We start from the raw sequence: 16,752 nt of genomic DNA, 5'->3' as shown, positions 1-16,752 counted from the left end.
ATAAAACGCGATCGCTTACCCTGATTTTCTAGAAATGCGATTGCACTGTATTATTCTTAATTTATTCTCCAGATTGCAAACGATTTGCTTCTTTGTCTCCTTTCTCTGTTGTGATAAACCAAACGATTTCTCCAGGATTTGGTTCTCTACCTAAATTATCCCATTCTCTTTCTATACGAGCCAATATTTTTTTTGTAGATAGATCCCATATTTGGAATTCTCTCTCCTCAGAAAAAGTACCTGCTTGAATTAAGCCATTATCAAGTGTTTTTTTGATTAGACTCATAGTTTTTTTTCTACGTTCTAAGGGGTTCTGCTCAGAAATGTTGAAATGTACATTTCAACATTTCTGGTATAATTGAGATGAAAGGACGTTTAAAGTATTGAAAAATTATGGCTAAGTTACCTAATAAAAGTTGGCAATTTGAAAATCCACCAAATGTAGCTGTTTTAGCAACTACCGATGTTATCAAAAAAGGGATACCTATTCTATATGTGTCTCATGACTCGGATGATGGTTGTTGGCAGTTTCATTCTGGTTCTGATGTCTCAGTAGATCATGCGATGGTTGTTTCTCTAAAAAAAATTGTAGAGCTAGACTCTTCTATACAAATTTTAGCTGATTTGCCTCTCGGGTGGGCTGCTATACGTGAATCCATAGAACATGATTGGTTTCGATTCCTGAAGGACGATAACTCAAACTAAAATAAACAATGCCAAATATCAAAATTATGGATATTTGTTTGATTTTGCCCGATTTCTGGCCCTTGAAATAATTCTTGCATTTTTATAACTATTCGTACCTGGTGTTACTGATGGATCGGCAGGGTTCTTGGGAATAATATGGTCAACAAGAGTTAATCCTCCTAGAGAAAAATACAAAAAATTAAGACCACTCGGATCGATCGCATTAATCGGATTAGCCCCAGTATACAAATACTTATGAAGCGTAATGGGATCGAAATTATCGCCCTCATAAGTATCTCTTCGTGTAAACCTTCCTACACTCGGATCATAGTATCGTTGACGCAAATAATACTGGTCTAAATTGTCATCAAACTGCTCACCAGCAAACAGATAACTATTCTCGCTATTGCCAACAGAATTCGTTAAATTACCATAAGCATCATAAGAATAAACATCTGTGATATTCCCATTCTCATCCGTCAAACCCCTCGTACTTCCCAAACCATCCACCAAATAATAAGAATCAGTGCTTCCTCGCTACTGAGAAATCAAATCTAAACCATAAACATAACTCGCAATCTCATCATCACCAATATACTCAGCCAAAACCTGAGCATAAGGACGATTCTTATCCAATAAATAACTCGTCGTCTCCCCTCCAATCGTCTCATTCGGACTCTGTAACTCAACCAAACGATTCTGGTCATCCCAAACATAATTAACCGTCTCATTCCCTTCCGTTTTCCCAAAGTGACAAAATAGGGTTATGTTTTATGAGCATGAGTTGTCAAGTTCATAGACTAATCTTAATCCACATCGGCCATCTTCTAGCAGATTCTCTGATGACATTCTCATTGCAGACATACACCATACCCACTCTTGGTCTTGCCAAGGCCAAAAGATTGCCCCTCCTCCTCGAATTACATAATTTCCTTTTTTGATTTGAGCATTATGATTGTAGTTTAGTCTGTACTCATCTTTACACCATTCACCCACAAACATACCATATAATCCAAACGGATTAGGAATTAGTTGTGTTACATCTGAAAAATCAAAAGCCAACCATTTTTCGAGTATTTTTTCTTCTATCAAATTATTTCCAAAGATAAACAATGTTTTAGTTCCGGCTCTGCAACAATACTCCCATTCCTCTTCATAAGGTAAGCGCAATTTTGTTTCATTTTCTAAATATTCAGCTTCAGCTCTAGTCAAAAATGCAGGAAAAAAGGGCGAGATATTTTCTTGATCATCTAAGTCGCAAAATTGACTTGCAAAGCCACACAAAATAGGATATCGAGAGATCAGAAAGGATTTGATTTTAACTCGATGGACAGGACGCATTTCATCAAGATTAGCTGGTATCGGATCATATATGTTTTTGGCAAAATTTTCTTCTTGTTCACTAAAACCCATAATAAATTCTCCACTAGGAATATAACTAAATTCTAAATTTGTGGCTCGATGTATTAATATAGGATTTGGATTAGTATCTTCATCAGAAGATATTAAAATTGTGAATTCTTTCTTTAGAGATTCAAAAATTTCTTCTGTGAAAAGCTCGTAAAGATAATTTTTAATTTCTTGTTCGTTCATATTGTATTTAAGTTGTATTCATTTATTATTGAGGTTTATAAATATAAGGTTTAAAGTTCCCTCGATTTCCTTGCAGAAGATGCTCATAAATGACAGTTACATTTTTTTTGTTAGCAAATTCTTGCATTGCACGTTGGCAACCTCGATTACCAGGGTTACATGGAGGCAAAGTTCCACGCACTACTACTATATCTCCTTCATTAACAGATCCCTCTAATGCACTAAGAACTTTTCGCTCTGTATGGGTTAACAGTTGTTCTTGCCAATTTAATCGTCTTCCGGGACTTGTACCGCCGCTTTTGACCTCTCCACTCTCTACTTCATTTCCGCTCGAATCATACAATTCCCATTCTGCCTGATGGGCAGCCATGAAAACTGCACTACCAATAGCTTGACTGGTTGGAATCAAGACTGAACCCACTAATCGAGATGTATTTGCAACATATGCAGCACCGAAAGATCCTCCAGAAGCAGATGCTAGCCCAGAAGATGCTCCGGGACCCATGAAAGGCAAGAAAAGACCTAGTAGATTCATTCCAGCATCAATTGAATGAATCAATTTATCAGTATTGTTATCTGCATTTAGTGCTAAATAAGTATTTCTTGCTAATCCATAGGAATTAGATAAGACTCCGAGAATAGTAAGAGCTACTTGTATTTCGTTTAAATTGTTAGTAAACAAACCACTTGGGTCAATTCCATTAATCGGATTAGCCCCAGCATACAAATACTTATGCAAAGTAATCGGATCAAAATTATCACCCTCATAAGTATCCCTTCGAGTAAACCTTCCAACACTCGGATCGTAATAACGTTGACGCAAATAATACTGGTCTAAACTCTCATCAAACTGCTCACCAGCAAACAGATAATCATTCTCGCTATTGCCAACAGAATCCGTTAAATTTCCATAAGCATCATAATGATAAACATCAGTAACATTGCCATTCTCATCCGTCAACCCTCGCGTACTTCCCAAACCATCAACAAGATAATAAGAATCAACACTTCCACGCTCCTGAGAAATCAAATCCAAACCATAAACATAACTCGCATCTAAATTCCCATTGTTATACTCAGCCAACACTTGAGCATAAGGACGATTCTTATCCAATAAATAACTCCTCATCTCCCCTCCAACCGTCTCAGAAACCCGAATATTATCATCATCATAAACATAATTAACAATCCCACTTGAACTCTGCACCTCAACCAAACGATTCTGATCATCCCAAACATAATTAACCGTCTCACCTCCTTCTGTCCTCGTCTTCAAATTACCATTATCATCATAAGAATAATTAACAACAATGTCGATTTCTGCCTGTACTCGTCCGTCTTCACTATATTCTGTTTTCGTCCGAGGTAAATCGGCATTCAGCACTCGTAAAGGAGTCGCTACCGGATAGAGAACCTTTGTCCAATCCACACCAGCAAGGGTATATTCCGTCGGTTGATAAGTCCCTAAATCCATTTCCGCAAGGAAGGTTGATAAAGAGATTTCATCCCCATAAATCGTCTCTACCAATCGTCCCGCCACATCGTAGATATAGTGAGTAATAACCCCTTCCGCATCGATAGAAGCTCGTTCTCGTCCTCCTGCATCATATACCGTGACCATGCGGGGATTGTCGCTTTCAATGGTTGTTTCATCGGCGTAAACTGTTGTCACCAATTGCCCCTTCTCATCGTATATTGATTCGGTGATGTTGTTTTTCGCATCGGTGACGGTTCTGACATTACCAAACTCATCGTAGGTAAAACGAGTTACTTTGCTGTTGGCATCGGTGAGGGTATAGAATAATTCCGTCTCATTCTTCTCCCGGTCAATCACCTTCACCAAATCCCCCTTCTCATCCTTTTGAGCAATCTTGTCATAACATATTAATGCGGTGCGTTTTGCTTTCGCCAACGCACCCTACGCGATAAGCGATCTTTCTACCAGATCGGCCATCTCTACCACTCTAGCTATAGAGTTAACTTTTGCAGTATTTTTAATACTTCCGAATAGTTAAAGTAGTGAATATCATTTCTAATTGGATTATTACCTAAAACAAAGCTAATACCCTTAATATTTTGAAGTGAAGCTACAATTTCCTCAATATTTTCTTCTGAAAAATCTGTAGTAACTAAAAGTGAATATTTGCTTGCCAAATCATTAATATCAGACAATTGTAATTCATCAGGAAAATCTGGACATTTTTCTTTCAAAAACTGCCAAGAATCATTGACATCTGGCAGTAAATCAACTTGAAAAAAGTCAGTATTAGATTCTAATTGATCTGGTATATCTCTGAGTATCCAAGAAGGATCGGTATCATAAGATGCCTCGAGGCTAGAATATATAAAACCTATTCCTTTAGATTTTAATTGTTTGCAAAATTTAATTGGTAATGTTTGATTTCTTTCAGAATATAGCTGGATATAATCAAATTTTACGTCAATTACAAAGTCCAAAAAGTTAAAGCAGTTCTCAAAAGAAAGTTCTCCAATAAATAATGTATTTTCTCTTATTATTTTTTTAATTGAAGATATGCGATTTTTATCAATAGATCGCATATCGTTAAATCGACTATCACTAGATAAAGTTACAGTAATTGCATTAACTCCTAGATTTTGAAGTATTTCTACTTCTTGTTCAGAATGAACGCGATCGACTTTTACAAGTTTCATGATTTTTAAGGAATAGAAACGATTGTGCCTTTCATACCCGGATCGACTTTGAAATCTTTGGGAACTACCCAAATTTTTCCTTGTGTGCTGGTCGAAATTTTGTAATATGGTGTAATATGTCTTCCACCTCCCGGATGTACTTGAATATTACTAATTTCTGGATGTTTAATTCTAATTTGTTTAGATTTTTTAGATCCTTTTGTGCTTTGCTCAATATTAGCTTCATAGCCATTCTCTTCAAATTCTTGCTGAATTTCTTCTGCGGTTTTCCCCCATATTGATAAAGGATCATTTATGTAATCTGGAATACTCGCAAAAATATAGCGAATCAGATCGTATATGGTGTTATCCGGAGAATGTCCCGTATGAGTAGGAAGATCGGGTTGTTGTCCAGCCCCGAAACCTCCAGGATAACTCAACAGTCTTTGCAGTAAGGAATCTCTTGGATCGCGAGGACGAGGAGATAAATCGTCTAATGTGGGTTGTGATCCCGCTCCAAAACCACCAAGTCTTTCTGGAGGATTCGCTGCAAGCGTAATTGAATGCGTTAGTAATGCTAATATAGCTCCTTTTTGTAGAGCCGTAGCGGTAGAAAATTCAGCAAGAGAAGCAATAAAACCACTAGAATCAATATAATTAATCGGATTAGCTCCAGCATACAAATACTTATGCAAAGTAATCGGATCAAAATTATTCCCCTCATAAGTATCCCTTCTTGTAAAGCGTCCTACACTGGGATCGTAATAACGCTGTCGCAAATAATATTGGTCTAAATTCTCATCAAACTGCTCCCCAGCAAACAGATAACTATTCTCACTATTTCCAACAGAATCAATCAAGTTTCCATAAGCATCATAATTATAAACATCCGTTACATTACCATTCTCATCCGTCAATCCCCTCGTACTTCCCAAACCATCCACTAAATAATAAGAATCAACATCATTTCGTTCCTGAGAAATTAAATCCAAACCATAAACATAACTTGCATCTAGATTCCCATTTGTATACTCAGCCAAAACTTGAGCATAAGGACGATTCTTATCCAATAAATAGCTCGTCGTTTCACTTCCAACCGTTTGAGAAACCCGAAAATTATCATCATCATAAGCATAATGAATCGTCTCTGTTGAAGTCTGCACCGTCACCAAACGATTTTGGTCATCCCAAAGATAATGAACTTCCTCTCCATTTTCCTCTCTCATCTTCAAATTGCCATTATCATCATAAGAATAAGTAACAACAACAACCCCATTCACCCTTTCTTCCTTCAACCTGTCATTCTCATCATAAACATACTCCCGTGTTTCTTGAGAACTCGTTTGACTCAAACGATTGCCAACATCATCATAAGCATATTCTACCATCTCCCCACCCAATATCGCCGCCTCCAACAGACGATACAACTCATCATAATCATAATCAATCGTCCGCTCTACTATCGTCCCATCCGGTTGTAATAAAGTCTCCTTCACCTGCTCCCGATAACCCGCATCGCTCAACTCATATTCATACTTCGCCAACACCGTATCATTAACATCCTTCACCTCCAATACTTTTAACCGATACAACTCATCATAGGTTCTCATTTCTACCGTCCCATTCGGAAACTCTGTCCGCTCTAAATTCCCTAACTCATCATAACTATAACTCGTTGTTTCAGTCCCTTCTATCACCTTCTCTAATCGATTCCACTCATCATATTCATACTCAATTGTCCCCGCAAGAGTCTTAATTTCCGTCACATTTCCTGCATCATCGTATTGATATTCAATTGTATTCCCATTCGCTAAATGCTCTCCATCTGGGTCTTTTCTCCATAACAACCGACCCAACTCATCATACTTAAATTCCGTTGTTCCTCGACTGTCCGTTATCGTTTCAATCTGACCATCTGGAGTATAGGTATAACTCACATCTATATCATTTTCTAAATCCTTCAACTCTAACCGATTCTGTGCATCGTAATCATAGCTAGTTACTTCTCCATTGAAGTCCGTATAAGTTTCCAGATTCCCCACTTCATCATAGGTCATCGTTGCCCGTTGTCCTTCCGGTAATTCAACAGCAATGCGTCGTCCTGCTTGGTCGTATTCATAATACGTGATGTGGTTTTCTGCATCTTTGACTTCGATTAATCGACCGGCTTCATCGTAGAAATATTCTGTTTTGATTTCTTCTCCATTTAAGGTTTGGACTACGGCTTTGAGACGACCTAGATCGTCGTATTCGTATTTCGTAATGATTCCTTCTGGGTCTTTACTTTCTACTCAACGCGCACCAAGAGAGAGATTAGAATCAGTGGAGTGCCTTTAGGAAGGCCGCCAAAAAATGTTAGCAAAGAAGCGAAAAAACAAGCGAGAGAAGATGAAAAAATTCGCAACAGAATCGAGGGAAAGTTTGGGCAAGGTAAGCGAAGATTTAGTCTCGATCGCGTCATGGCTAAACTTTCTAATACCTCCGAAACAACCATTGCCATTACTTTTTTAGTCATGAATCTCGTCACCCTGCTTCGGCGGGTTTTTTGTCTTCTTTTTTGTCAGTTTTTCTGGAATCGTCTCTTTTTGACGAAACTCATTATCTTTCATTATAGAGGGAGAGATTATTGACAACATAAGATTCATGTCTCTATTATGCAACGCCCGACAACTATTAGTCCGATTTAAGGGGGTTTACGTCGAGTGTTTAATAATGAATTGCCTGAATAAATTGCCAGTGCTGTCCAAATTAAACTAAAAGAAATGAGATGGGTGCGGGTAAAGGGTTCATGGTAAAGAAAAACCCCTAACAGCAATTGCAAACTTGGGGCAATATACTGCATGAGTCCTAATGTTGAAAGTTGCAAGCGTCGGGCGGCATTATTAAACCAGAGTAAGGGCAGGGAGGTGATTACTCCGCAGCCGATGAACAAAAAACTTAACAGCCAACTCTGGCCAAAATTTCCCGATCGCGCGATCGCCCCATGTCCCACCCAAGCCAAGGCGATCGGGGAAATGAGCAGGGTTTCCACCGCTAAACCGGACATGGGTTGCACTACTGTTACTTTTCGCAATAAGCCATATAATCCGAAGGAAAAAGCTAAGGCAAAGGCGATCCAAGGGACTTGCCCAAAATCCCAGATAAAATTCCCGACTCCCAGTGCGGCTAAAATCACGGACAGGATTTGCCAATAGTTCAGCCGTTCTTGCAAAAAAAAGAACCCTAAAAGGACGCTAAATAAGGGATTGATGAAGTAACCGAGGCTGCATTCCACGACGCGATCGCTATTGACTCCATAAATGTAAATGCCCCAATTACAAGTGAGTAACACTGCCGTTGAGAGTAAAATCATTAACAGGCGCGGCGATCGCCACAATTTTTGTATTTCTTTAAGTCTTTTTTGTAAGGTGAGGATAATAACGAGAAGAATGGCTGACCAAAGAATACGATGGCAAAGCACTTCAACCGCAGACACTGAACCAAAAAATTTTAGATAAATTGGCAGCAGTCCCCAAGCTCCATAAGCTAAAAATGCGTAGAGAATACCGGAATTATCGTGAGATTTATCTTCCATGCAGAACTATTACTTAAGGAGAGGAGAGGGTTTGGAGAGGGTTTGGAGGAGAGGGTTTGGAGACCAAACCCCTACGGGTCGGGCGATCGCCATAACCCTAATCCATTTCAATGGATTTTTTGTATGAGACAGGGATTTTCAATCCCTGGCGGATCGGGCTATACTCATCATTTTAAGTATGACAGACCACTAGGAATGGTATTTTTGAATTGAGCTATAAAAAATTAACATGAAAAAAGCTATAGTTTTACTCTCTGGGGGACTAGATTCTGCCACAACTACCGCGATCGCAATTGCAGAAGGCTATCAAATCATCGCGCTTTCTTTCCGCTATGGTCAACGGCACGAAAAAGAACTTGAAGCTGCTAAAAATATCGCCGCCCATTTTAATATTAAAGAGCATTTTACCATTGATGTTAACTTGGCGCAATGGGGAGGTTCATCTCTCACGGATACGGCTTTAAAATTGCCTCAAGATGGCGTACAAACTAATATTATTCCTTCTACCTATGTCCCAGGCAGAAACACCGTATTTATTGCCATTGCTCTTTCCTTAGCGGAAGCCAAAGAAGCAGAAGCAATTTACTTGGGAATTAATGCGATCGACTACTCTGGCTATCCCGATTGTCGTCCCGATTATTTGCAGGCTTATCAAACTTTAGCATCTCTTGCTTCCAAAGCTGGATTAGAGGGAAAAGCACCGCAATTAATCGCCCCTCTTGTAGAAGATTCTAAGGTTGATATTGTTAAACGTGCCGTACAATTAAACGTGCCGATCGCCTTAACCTGGTCTTGCTATCAAGGACAAGAGGAACCTTGCGGTTTATGCGATTCTTGTCGCATCCGCGATCGAGCCCTCATTGCAGCCGGATATCCAGAATTAAGCACCGCGATCGGACGCAAATTATCTTAAAATCAAGTAACGGACGGAGGCAATAAAGCAATGCAAATTCAAACTCAAAAACGCTATTACACTCCAGCAGAATATCTAGAGTTAGAAGAAAAAGCAGCTTACAAAAACGAATATCGCAATGGAGAAATTATTTCCATGACAGGTGGAACGACAGAACATAACAAAATTGCTCTTAATTTTGCTGCATACTTTAAATTTGGGATGCGAGGAAAAGGTTATCAATCTTTTATTGGAGACGTGCGTTTATGGATTCCAGACTATACTCAATATACTTACCCTGATGTTATGATTGTAGCGGGAAAACCGATTTATGAAGGAAATAACCGCACGACAATTGTTAATCCTTGTTTAATTGTTGAAGTTCTGTCAAAGTCAACCCAAAATTATGACAAAGGAGAAAAATTTACCCATTATCGCTCAATACCAGAACTACAAGAATATATTTTAATTGACCCGTATAGTTTTCACGTCGAACAATTGGTTAAAGAATCAGAGAATCGTTGGAGCTTTCAAGAGTATAATGGAGAAAATTCTCTTTTAAAACTAGGAACAATTGCTTATGAAGTCTCCTTTCGCGATTTATACGAAGAGGTTGACCTCCAGGCAATTTAAAGATATTTGAGTTATATTTTCCCCATTTTGCATCTCTTAGCCTAAAATAAAGCGAGAAAATTAGAGGAAAATCTTGAAATGGACTTAACAAAATTTCACAAATTTTTCGAGCATTGCCTCGGTAACTGGACAACAGAACGAACTTATCACTATCTTACTCATCAAGAAGTGGAGCGATCGCGCACCGAATTTAAAATTAATGCTCTCACATCTGCTTTAAAATTAAAAGTTGTTGCTGATAATCAATACATCCCTCCTCCTCAAGTTGAAACATTACCAGGATTTGCTCTCGCTTTCCATACTGTATCTGAGAAAGGGGAAGAAGTATCTCAACAACTTAATCTTCTCTTTGTCCCGAAAAACGAAAATGGTTTAATTCTTGAAGGAGACTATCTTCGGGATAAAGCCTACGAAGAATCTCGCCCCATCGTTTCTCATTTTTGCTTTAATGGGAGTACCCAAGAGTTATTGATGACGACTCGTTACACCCGTGTTGTTTCTGTTGATTCTATCTCGTTGATCAATCCTAACTTGCGAATTCGTCGCATTTACAACTATCAACGTCCTCCCGAAGGTCAGCCGTTAGAAAATATGATTCTCGTCGGTTTTGGCGTGGAACAAAAAGAACGGTAGAATAAACGATTATTCATGATTGAAGTTAATTTTCTTTATTTTAGGAGCAAACAAAATGAACGGTATTAAAGATGCAGAAGAATTCTTTCAGCAGAGTGCAGGAAAATGGCGATCGCAACGGACAACCCATCATTTACCCTTTCGTCGTGCTGAAACTGGCGGCTCGGATATTAGTGTAGACTTTCTTTTAAAAGATCATCCCCGAATTGTCGAAATTTGTAAAATGCACGAATTCGATCCGAGTTTGGCGATCGGGGGTGCTTTTGTTAGTTGGGAAGGGGCAATGGCATGGGATAAAGAAGGAGAAGATCATAAAGGAGATACGGTTTTCGCCCTTATTCCCGACCCCGAAAATCCCCGCAAAGGACAATTATTGCGGGAAAGGGGATATGCGGAAATCGTTCCCGTTGCAGGTCATTACGAGATGGATGAGGATGACGGCTTGATTTTAATCACTGAATATGAGACCATGAGTGTAACAGAAAGGTTTTGGTTTGCCAGCCCCGATTTGCGTTTGCGGACGAGTACAGTACAGCGATTTGGGGGGTTTAATACGGCGACTTTCTGCACGGAACTGCGGGTAACAGAACCCTCTAGTCAAGAGAAATCTGAAGACAATAAAGAGGCGATCGCCGCTATTACGGGTTGGTGATTGTTCCATTTCCAGAGGGCATTTCATCGGTAATTTGTGCAGGGGAAACAATGGAAATTTGCGGCGCATTTTTAAATAATCTTAAAGTGCCTGTAACATAAGCATAACTGCGACGAGGATAAGTATTTTCTCGACTAATATAACGGGAGTTTAGTAAGGCGATCGTTTCTTGTCCGGTTTCAGAATCGAGATCGGGCAAAAATAAACTAAATGGTTGTTGAATAGAGCCAATTTTAATTAAACCACTGCGTTGAGAAATACGCCGAATCGATCGCAATTCTGTAAAAATAGTCACCTGTTCTGAGGTTTTATTTTTCGCTTTTTCAATCAATTTGAAGAAATCTAAACGAGAGTTAAATAAATTTTGATGTTGGGGTTTAATGCGGCGATATTCATCAATAATTCTGGCTCGAAGTTGCCACCATGTCCCCAAAGCAGCATAATTATTAATTTCAGTTTGATTCACTGTAATTTGATTCCAGACTCCTAGATTTTTTTCTTGTGCTTTGCGTTCTGCTTGGATATATCGTTGGTGTTTATCGGGAAAGATTGCATTACCATATTTGACAAAATAAGGGCTATATCCTTCCGCAATCATCGTTTCTTGAAAATCAATTTCTCCTTTATGAACAAAAACCAACAAGCGACCAAAATTACCGCGATAGCGTTGCAAACAGGTTTCAATATCTTCATTTCCCGGAAATTCTAGCGTTATGATATCATTGGGTTGAAAGAGTTCTTCCGCTCGTTCTTTGGCTTTATCTCCCCAAGGCGTTACGGCTTTACTATTTCCTGCATTTGATTCCTCTGTATCGATCGCCAGAATGCGAAGAGATTCATCTTTCTCGATACCAGGCAGAAAAACGCGAATAGTATCCCCATCTACAACCCGATGTACTGTTGCTTCAACTGTCGTTCCTCGTTCCACGGCCATGACTCCTTTTTTTCGAGTGAATGCTTACAATTTTCGTTCTCTCAATAACATCTGTCGATAGGATAACCATCCGCAGGCGATCGCGATCGCCGCAAAACCGCAGAGTAAACTAAAATGTAAACCAATTCCCGCTAAATTTGCCCCATCCGCCCAAACCTTTACTAAAGACTCATTCATGTGGAAAATAGGATTAAATTGGGCAATTTGTAAGAGTTTTTCCGGAAAAATCAAAGTCGGAAAAAATGCCCCTCCCACTAACAATAAAGGCACCCCAAAAGCAGCAACTAAAGTATTGACATCTTCCGTTCTTCGTGCTAGTTGCGTTCCCAAGATAAAACCCACACCCACATAACTTATAATACTCAGAAAAAGAATTAAAATCGCCAAGAATAAAGACCCCGTACAAGATGCGCCCAAAAATACAGCTAAAGTATAAATAACTAAAGTTTGCCCGATGGCGATCGCCCCCTGGGCCCCACAAATACCTAAAAAATAAGAAGTTCCACTGAGGGGGGATAAAAATAAGCGTTTCAGGGTCTGTTGTTCCCGTTCTGACACGATAACCGCCACGGTTCCCCCAACACAACTAAAAAAGAAAGCTGCACCGATGAGGGTAGAAGGTGCCGCAAATTTTAATGCCATAGAAAGCGGAAGTTCGGCACGTTCTGCCAAAATATAACCATTCAATAAAAGAACGGTAACGGGAAATAATAGCCAAAACCACAAACTGCGACGACGACGCAATAATTCTGTTAAAATTCGACGAGTAACTGCCAGACTTTCGATCCAATATTTCATAAAAATTAGAGGCAAGTTGTGATAAAATTTAAGTATGGAAAAACCTTACTTAATCCCGATCGCGCCGTCTTTAGGAAATCCCGAGGCATTGATTTTCATTGATGGTTCTCTCTCGGAAGGCATTAACGATCCGCACGATAACCCACACAATAACCCAAATAATAGCCAGTGGTGGCAGGTCATTCGCCAAGCGGGATGGCAAGGTTCAATCTATGCACTTTGGTGGGATCGCTCGAATTTTAGCCCCTCTTTGGAGCATTTAACACGGTTGGAAACCGATGCGATCGTCTACTGGCATAAACATAAAAACTATATTAGAAGAGTAGGAAAAAGTTACCTCCCTAAAATAATTTCTGAAAATGCTTTAACATCTGTTTCTCTAATGGGGTTTTCTATTGGCGCTCGCGTGGCTTACTATACCATGAGAGACTGGTCAGAAGCACAAATTCAGCTTCATAATGTTTTACTCCTTGGTGGAACAATTCGCAGAGATGCGGTCAGAAATTGGGCTTTAGCCGCTTCCAGAGTTGAGGGAAAATTGATTAATATTTATAATTGCGAAGATTTAGTTTTGACTCGTTTTTGTCAGATTCTCGAATGGGATCGAAGTCCTTGTGGCATTAAACCCATTTCAGAAAAACACGAAAAAATCATTAATTTTGATGCTACTCCTTGGATGAAAACGGCAAAATATTCTCCTAGCAATTATCTCTCAGTGTTTCAAGAACTGGTTAAACAAGGATATTGGCAATAAAAGCATAAGCGTGAATTTAATCCCAGAAAGGAATTTATAGTGTATCCTAAAGACAAAAGAGAAATATTAAAAATCAATAAATCTTTTTTATCCACGTACAAATCAAAACTCTGTCATGGAAAAAGCAACATACATTCAAGAAGGCGATTTCGATAGTTGTATCGCCGATAATTCTCTAGTTGTCATTGATTTTACTGCCCCTTGGTGCGGTCCTTGTCGCGTCATTGCTCCTTTGATCGATAAATTAGCGCAAGAATACGAAGATCGCGCGACTGTTGTTAAGATTGACATTGATGCCAATAAATCCATTCCCAAAAAATTTAACGTTCGCAGTATTCCTGCTGTTCTCTTTTTCAAAGATGCAGAATTAGTAGAAACTTTTGTTGGGAAAGCAACTTATGAAGAATATCAAAAAATGTTAGAGAAGCATCTTGCCGACTAAACCAGTTTATCGTGCAATTTGTTGTCTATCATAACCTATAATAACATTGTAGGGACGTTAAATTTAACGTCCCTACAGAAGGAGAGGAAAAGATATCACACTAACTTTTTAATGTTCCCAAAAGTACGATAAAATCCTCCTCGAGCAGACTCTCTGACTTCATCCACTATATAACGCGCTCCTTCCGTGCGAATTTCTTTAGGAAACTGAACATTAATTTCTGAATTGTATCCTTCTGAAACAACGCGAACACGAAGTTTTCCTTTAATTTTAACGCATTCTACCATAACCCCAACCCCAGCATTATTAGTTGTTTCTAAGGTATTAGAAGCCACTACAGCCGTTATATTAGTGGGTGCTTTTATATTCACCAATTCCGGAAGTGTCCCCACTTTTGCGGCTTGAACTGCGGTTTCGCTGGCATCAATACAAGCTAAAGAACCATTGGTGGTGACAATGTAGAGATGAGCATTGAAGAACTGCATCGAAAATGCCGATCCACAACCGGTTCCTAACTTCCAAAGACGTTCCCCCGACTCATTAAAACAATAAATAGAAGATTGATTATCGGCAGCAAAAATATATTGACCTGCTTCAGCCGTCGCGCAAGAATAAACAGGAGCATCGCATTGATAAATGCTTTTAATTTCTCCTTTTTTCGCGATCGCAAAAACTTGATTGCGTCCCGTACTAGCATAAACCATTCCTTCTTCCTGCCAACCAAATAAAACTGCTCCATTTGTAGGCAAATCCCAAATTAATTTCCCATCTTCCCAATCATACATAGTTACGCCTTGACTGTGGCCGTGATAGAGTCCAATTTCATCACAACGCACCATCCAGCCATGATTTCCTTTGCTTTTTCGAGTCCATTGAGAATCGCCTTCATGGTCGATCGCCACCACGCTACCATTGGCATCAGAAACCCCTAAAATACCATCTTTAATATCTAACCAAAAAATATCAACATCTGGGGCTATTTCATAAGCAACACGGGGGATTTTACCCGTGAGATCGTAGACCTTCCCATCATCACAACCCGCATACAACCAATCATCATCAGCGACGATACATTTTACCCCATCAGGTAAACTCAATTGTTGCAATACTTCTCCTGTGGGTGTCAGGGCGAAAATATGCCCTTTTTGATTGCCTAACCAACAGCGATCCTCAGCAATAAAGATACCAAATGCGGAAGAACCCGAGGCAAATTTCCAGACAACCGGGGCAGTTTTTGCAGTCGATCGCGTACTGGTTATTTCTCTGCGAGTAACAGGGCGTTTTTTTCGCACTCCGATAACAGCATCTTCGTATCCTTTGCGACGTTTTTCACGAATTTTCTTTTCTACTTCCGCTTTGGCTTTTTCAGGAGTAGGATAGGTTTTAGTTTGGCTACGACCGCGATCGCCAATGCGTCCATAGCGAATTGTAACTTCTGTCCCATTAATAATCGCTTCGTAAAATTTATGGGAGCCATCACCTGCTTCGGATAATTCGAGATAAGTTCTTTCTTCTGACACGATCGCCTCCAATTCAATGCTCTTGCACTATGATAGTTTTTTTTGTAGATAACGCCAACCCTACTTTTTTTTGGTAGAATATTGCCAATTTCGCGATCGCTTGGCTTGGGAGTACAAGAGATCGTTACTCTGCTTGGCAACCTCAAAAATTTATCATTGCGATCTGATGACTAACATTTTACATGGAACTTGGATTCCCGACAATACAGAAGATTTTGTGCAGCAAGGAGAATTTTATCTGTGGATAGAAACGGATGAAATTGCAGAAAAACCGTCGGGGAATATTCATCCCTTTCATTTGCGTCGGGGTGGTTTAGCAACTTTTCTCGAAGAAAAATTAGGCATTGCGATCGCCTTGGATGAGTTAACAGAAAAAATTCGCCCGCAATATTTTCTCCTTCCTACTCATGATAATATTCCTCTTCCTTCATGGGAACTGGCTCGTTATTTAGAAACTGAACTTCCGGAAGATTTTAACTTACAATGCTGGCCGATTAGTTGCTATCGAGTAGGGACAAACGTTAAACTGGGAAGTTATAATCATGCAACGGTTAATAATATTATTAAACTTTTAAACGATCTCCACTTTCTCGCGACTTACAGTGCTGATAATCTTCAATTTGGATCGGATTTACTCTTTTGGTATGGTTACACTCGCACCCTCAGAGAGATTATTTTTAAAGATGAATATATTCCTGCGTTGAAATATCAGCAAATTGCTTCTACTCAAGCTAAAAAAAGGAAGAAAACGAATTATTTTGCTATCTATCCCAGTTGGGAAATTGTTTCCGATCGCTACGAAACGATCTTACAAGACTATGCGGAAGCTATGCCCCTCGCTTGTGCTACTGGATTTAATACACCAACAGAAGTATCACAATCTTACGAGCCGCAAACTCTGCTACGTCACTTTAGCGAAAATATACTCGCCGAAATTCTCACCCATACCCCAAAAACCGCACAATTCGATCGCAAAATCGCAGGGACG

General features: G+C 39.4%; 18 protein-coding genes and 2 pseudogenes. 9 read left to right on the top strand and 11 right to left on the bottom strand.

Annotated elements, in window-relative coordinates:
- Window positions 1-61: 61 nt before the first annotated feature.
- Window positions 62-286: a hypothetical protein gene (locus tag VB714_RS23335; RefSeq protein ID WP_323227213.1), complete on the bottom strand. Its 225-nt coding sequence runs from the start codon at window positions 284-286 to the stop codon at window positions 62-64.
- Between the two features lie 107 nt (window positions 287-393).
- Between VB714_RS23335 and VB714_RS23330 the strand changes: the two genes are divergently transcribed.
- Window positions 394-705, top strand: a complete 312-nt coding sequence (locus VB714_RS23330; RefSeq protein WP_323227211.1) for a hypothetical protein — start codon at window positions 394-396, stop codon at window positions 703-705.
- Window positions 706-729: 24 nt separating this feature from the next.
- Here the strand turns inward: VB714_RS23330 and VB714_RS23325 are convergent, their stop codons facing one another.
- The 6 genes from VB714_RS23325 to VB714_RS23300 form a co-directional block, all read right to left on the bottom strand.
- Window positions 730-1,170 (bottom strand): RHS repeat-associated core domain-containing protein, encoded by a 441-nt coding sequence (locus VB714_RS23325; protein ID WP_323227209.1) that lies wholly within the window; start codon window positions 1,168-1,170, stop codon window positions 730-732.
- 54 nt (window positions 1,171-1,224) lie between these two features.
- A complete protein-coding gene (locus tag VB714_RS23320) occupies window positions 1,225-1,380 on the bottom strand; it encodes a hypothetical protein (protein WP_323227208.1) in 156 nt (51 codons plus the stop codon).
- Between the two features lie 78 nt (window positions 1,381-1,458).
- On the bottom strand, window positions 1,459-2,280 hold the full coding sequence (locus tag VB714_RS23315; protein ID WP_323227206.1) for a formylglycine-generating enzyme family protein: 822 nt from the start codon (window positions 2,278-2,280) through the stop codon (window positions 1,459-1,461).
- 25 nt (window positions 2,281-2,305) lie between these two features.
- Window positions 2,306-4,192 (bottom strand): RHS repeat-associated core domain-containing protein, encoded by a 1,887-nt coding sequence (locus VB714_RS23310; protein WP_323227205.1) that lies wholly within the window; start codon window positions 4,190-4,192, stop codon window positions 2,306-2,308.
- Window positions 4,193-4,248: 56 nt separating this feature from the next.
- A complete protein-coding gene (locus VB714_RS23305) occupies window positions 4,249-4,953 on the bottom strand; it encodes a hypothetical protein (RefSeq protein WP_323227203.1) in 705 nt (234 codons plus the stop codon).
- Window positions 4,954-4,958: 5 nt separating this feature from the next.
- Window positions 4,959-6,989, bottom strand: coding sequence for an RHS repeat domain-containing protein (locus VB714_RS23300; protein WP_416309774.1), 2,031 nt, complete (start codon window positions 6,987-6,989; stop codon window positions 4,959-4,961).
- A gap of 246 nt (window positions 6,990-7,235) precedes the next feature.
- Here VB714_RS23300 and VB714_RS23295 point away from each other — a divergent pair.
- Window positions 7,236-7,562 (top strand): annotated as a pseudogene (locus VB714_RS23295) (transposase); the annotation flags it as partial.
- A gap of 53 nt (window positions 7,563-7,615) precedes the next feature.
- On the opposite strand, the gene rarD reads toward VB714_RS23295, so the two are convergent.
- Window positions 7,616-8,506: an EamA family transporter RarD gene (rarD, locus tag VB714_RS23290; protein WP_323227202.1), complete on the bottom strand. Its 891-nt coding sequence runs from the start codon at window positions 8,504-8,506 to the stop codon at window positions 7,616-7,618.
- Window positions 8,507-8,735: 229 nt separating this feature from the next.
- On the opposite strand from rarD, the gene queC reads away from it, so the two are divergent.
- The 4 genes from queC to VB714_RS23270 all read left to right on the top strand — a co-directional run bounded on the left by queC (window position 8,736) and on the right by VB714_RS23270 (window position 11,316).
- The gene (queC, locus tag VB714_RS23285) at window positions 8,736-9,419 is read left to right on the top strand and encodes a 7-cyano-7-deazaguanine synthase QueC (protein ID WP_323227201.1); all 684 of its coding nucleotides are present in this window, start codon (window positions 8,736-8,738) and stop codon (window positions 9,417-9,419) included.
- Between the two features lie 30 nt (window positions 9,420-9,449).
- On the top strand, window positions 9,450-10,031 hold the full coding sequence (locus tag VB714_RS23280; RefSeq protein ID WP_323227199.1) for a Uma2 family endonuclease: 582 nt from the start codon (window positions 9,450-9,452) through the stop codon (window positions 10,029-10,031).
- A gap of 78 nt (window positions 10,032-10,109) precedes the next feature.
- On the top strand, window positions 10,110-10,664 hold the full coding sequence (locus VB714_RS23275) for a phycobiliprotein lyase (RefSeq protein ID WP_323227197.1): 555 nt from the start codon (window positions 10,110-10,112) through the stop codon (window positions 10,662-10,664).
- Window positions 10,665-10,719: 55 nt separating this feature from the next.
- The gene (locus VB714_RS23270) at window positions 10,720-11,316 is read left to right on the top strand and encodes a phycobiliprotein lyase (protein ID WP_323227196.1); all 597 of its coding nucleotides are present in this window, start codon (window positions 10,720-10,722) and stop codon (window positions 11,314-11,316) included.
- Here the strand turns inward: VB714_RS23270 and VB714_RS23265 are convergent.
- Together VB714_RS23265 and VB714_RS23260 are read right to left on the bottom strand one after the other, a co-directional pair.
- Complete coding sequence (locus VB714_RS23265; protein WP_323227195.1) at window positions 11,303-12,250, bottom strand: thermonuclease family protein; 948 nt, start codon at window positions 12,248-12,250, stop codon at window positions 11,303-11,305. The two genes, VB714_RS23270 and VB714_RS23265, sit on opposite strands and share 14 nt — an antisense overlap.
- Window positions 12,251-12,274: 24 nt before the next feature.
- On the bottom strand, window positions 12,275-13,048 hold the full coding sequence (locus tag VB714_RS23260) for an ABC transporter permease (protein WP_323227194.1): 774 nt from the start codon (window positions 13,046-13,048) through the stop codon (window positions 12,275-12,277).
- A gap of 34 nt (window positions 13,049-13,082) precedes the next feature.
- On the opposite strand from VB714_RS23260, the gene VB714_RS23255 reads away from it, so the two are divergent.
- Window positions 13,083-13,802 (top strand): DUF726 domain-containing protein, encoded by a 720-nt coding sequence (locus VB714_RS23255; protein WP_323227193.1) that lies wholly within the window; start codon window positions 13,083-13,085, stop codon window positions 13,800-13,802.
- 76 nt (window positions 13,803-13,878) lie between these two features.
- The gene (trxA, locus tag VB714_RS23250; RefSeq protein ID WP_323227230.1) at window positions 13,879-14,244 is read left to right on the top strand and encodes a thioredoxin; all 366 of its coding nucleotides are present in this window, start codon (window positions 13,879-13,881) and stop codon (window positions 14,242-14,244) included.
- A 95-nt stretch (window positions 14,245-14,339) separates the two neighbouring features.
- Here the strand turns inward: trxA and VB714_RS23245 are convergent, their stop codons facing one another.
- Complete coding sequence (locus VB714_RS23245) at window positions 14,340-15,764, bottom strand: WGR domain-containing protein (RefSeq protein ID WP_323227192.1); 1,425 nt, start codon at window positions 15,762-15,764, stop codon at window positions 14,340-14,342.
- Between the two features lie 166 nt (window positions 15,765-15,930).
- Here VB714_RS23245 and VB714_RS23240 point away from each other — a divergent pair.
- Window positions 15,931-16,752 (top strand): annotated as a pseudogene (locus VB714_RS23240) (ATP-dependent helicase); the annotation flags it as partial.

It is taken from the genome of Spirulina sp. 06S082, assembly GCF_034932145.1.
Lineage (GTDB): Bacteria > Cyanobacteriota > Cyanobacteriia > Cyanobacteriales > Spirulinaceae > CCY15215.
The sequence above is the reverse complement of the archived record's forward strand: the minus strand, read 5'-3'. Positions and strand labels throughout refer to the sequence as shown.

What these genes read in the sequence shown, in the direction of transcription:
- VB714_RS23260 (WP_323227194.1), bottom strand. Translation starts at nt 13,048, where the DNA reads ATGAAATATTGGATCGAAAGTCTGGCAGTTACTCGTCGAATTTTAACA.
- VB714_RS23280 (WP_323227199.1), top strand. Translation starts at nt 9,450, where the DNA reads ATGCAAATTCAAACTCAAAAACGCTATTACACTCCAGCAGAATATCTA.
- VB714_RS23335 (WP_323227213.1), bottom strand. Translation starts at nt 286, where the DNA reads ATGAGTCTAATCAAAAAAACACTTGATAATGGCTTAATTCAAGCAGGT.
- VB714_RS23330 (WP_323227211.1), top strand. Translation starts at nt 394, where the DNA reads ATGGCTAAGTTACCTAATAAAAGTTGGCAATTTGAAAATCCACCAAAT.
- rarD (WP_323227202.1), bottom strand. Translation starts at nt 8,506, where the DNA reads ATGGAAGATAAATCTCACGATAATTCCGGTATTCTCTACGCATTTTTA.
- VB714_RS23270 (WP_323227196.1), top strand. Translation starts at nt 10,720, where the DNA reads ATGAACGGTATTAAAGATGCAGAAGAATTCTTTCAGCAGAGTGCAGGA.
- VB714_RS23300 (WP_416309774.1), bottom strand. Translation starts at nt 6,989, where the DNA reads ATGACCTATGATGAAGTGGGGAATCTGGAAACTTATACGGACTTCAAT.
- VB714_RS23255 (WP_323227193.1), top strand. Translation starts at nt 13,083, where the DNA reads ATGGAAAAACCTTACTTAATCCCGATCGCGCCGTCTTTAGGAAATCCC.
- VB714_RS23305 (WP_323227203.1), bottom strand. Translation starts at nt 4,953, where the DNA reads ATGAAACTTGTAAAAGTCGATCGCGTTCATTCTGAACAAGAAGTAGAA.
- VB714_RS23265 (WP_323227195.1), bottom strand. Translation starts at nt 12,250, where the DNA reads ATGGCCGTGGAACGAGGAACGACAGTTGAAGCAACAGTACATCGGGTT.
- VB714_RS23315 (WP_323227206.1), bottom strand. Translation starts at nt 2,280, where the DNA reads ATGAACGAACAAGAAATTAAAAATTATCTTTACGAGCTTTTCACAGAA.
- queC (WP_323227201.1), top strand. Translation starts at nt 8,736, where the DNA reads ATGAAAAAAGCTATAGTTTTACTCTCTGGGGGACTAGATTCTGCCACA.
- VB714_RS23275 (WP_323227197.1), top strand. Translation starts at nt 10,110, where the DNA reads ATGGACTTAACAAAATTTCACAAATTTTTCGAGCATTGCCTCGGTAAC.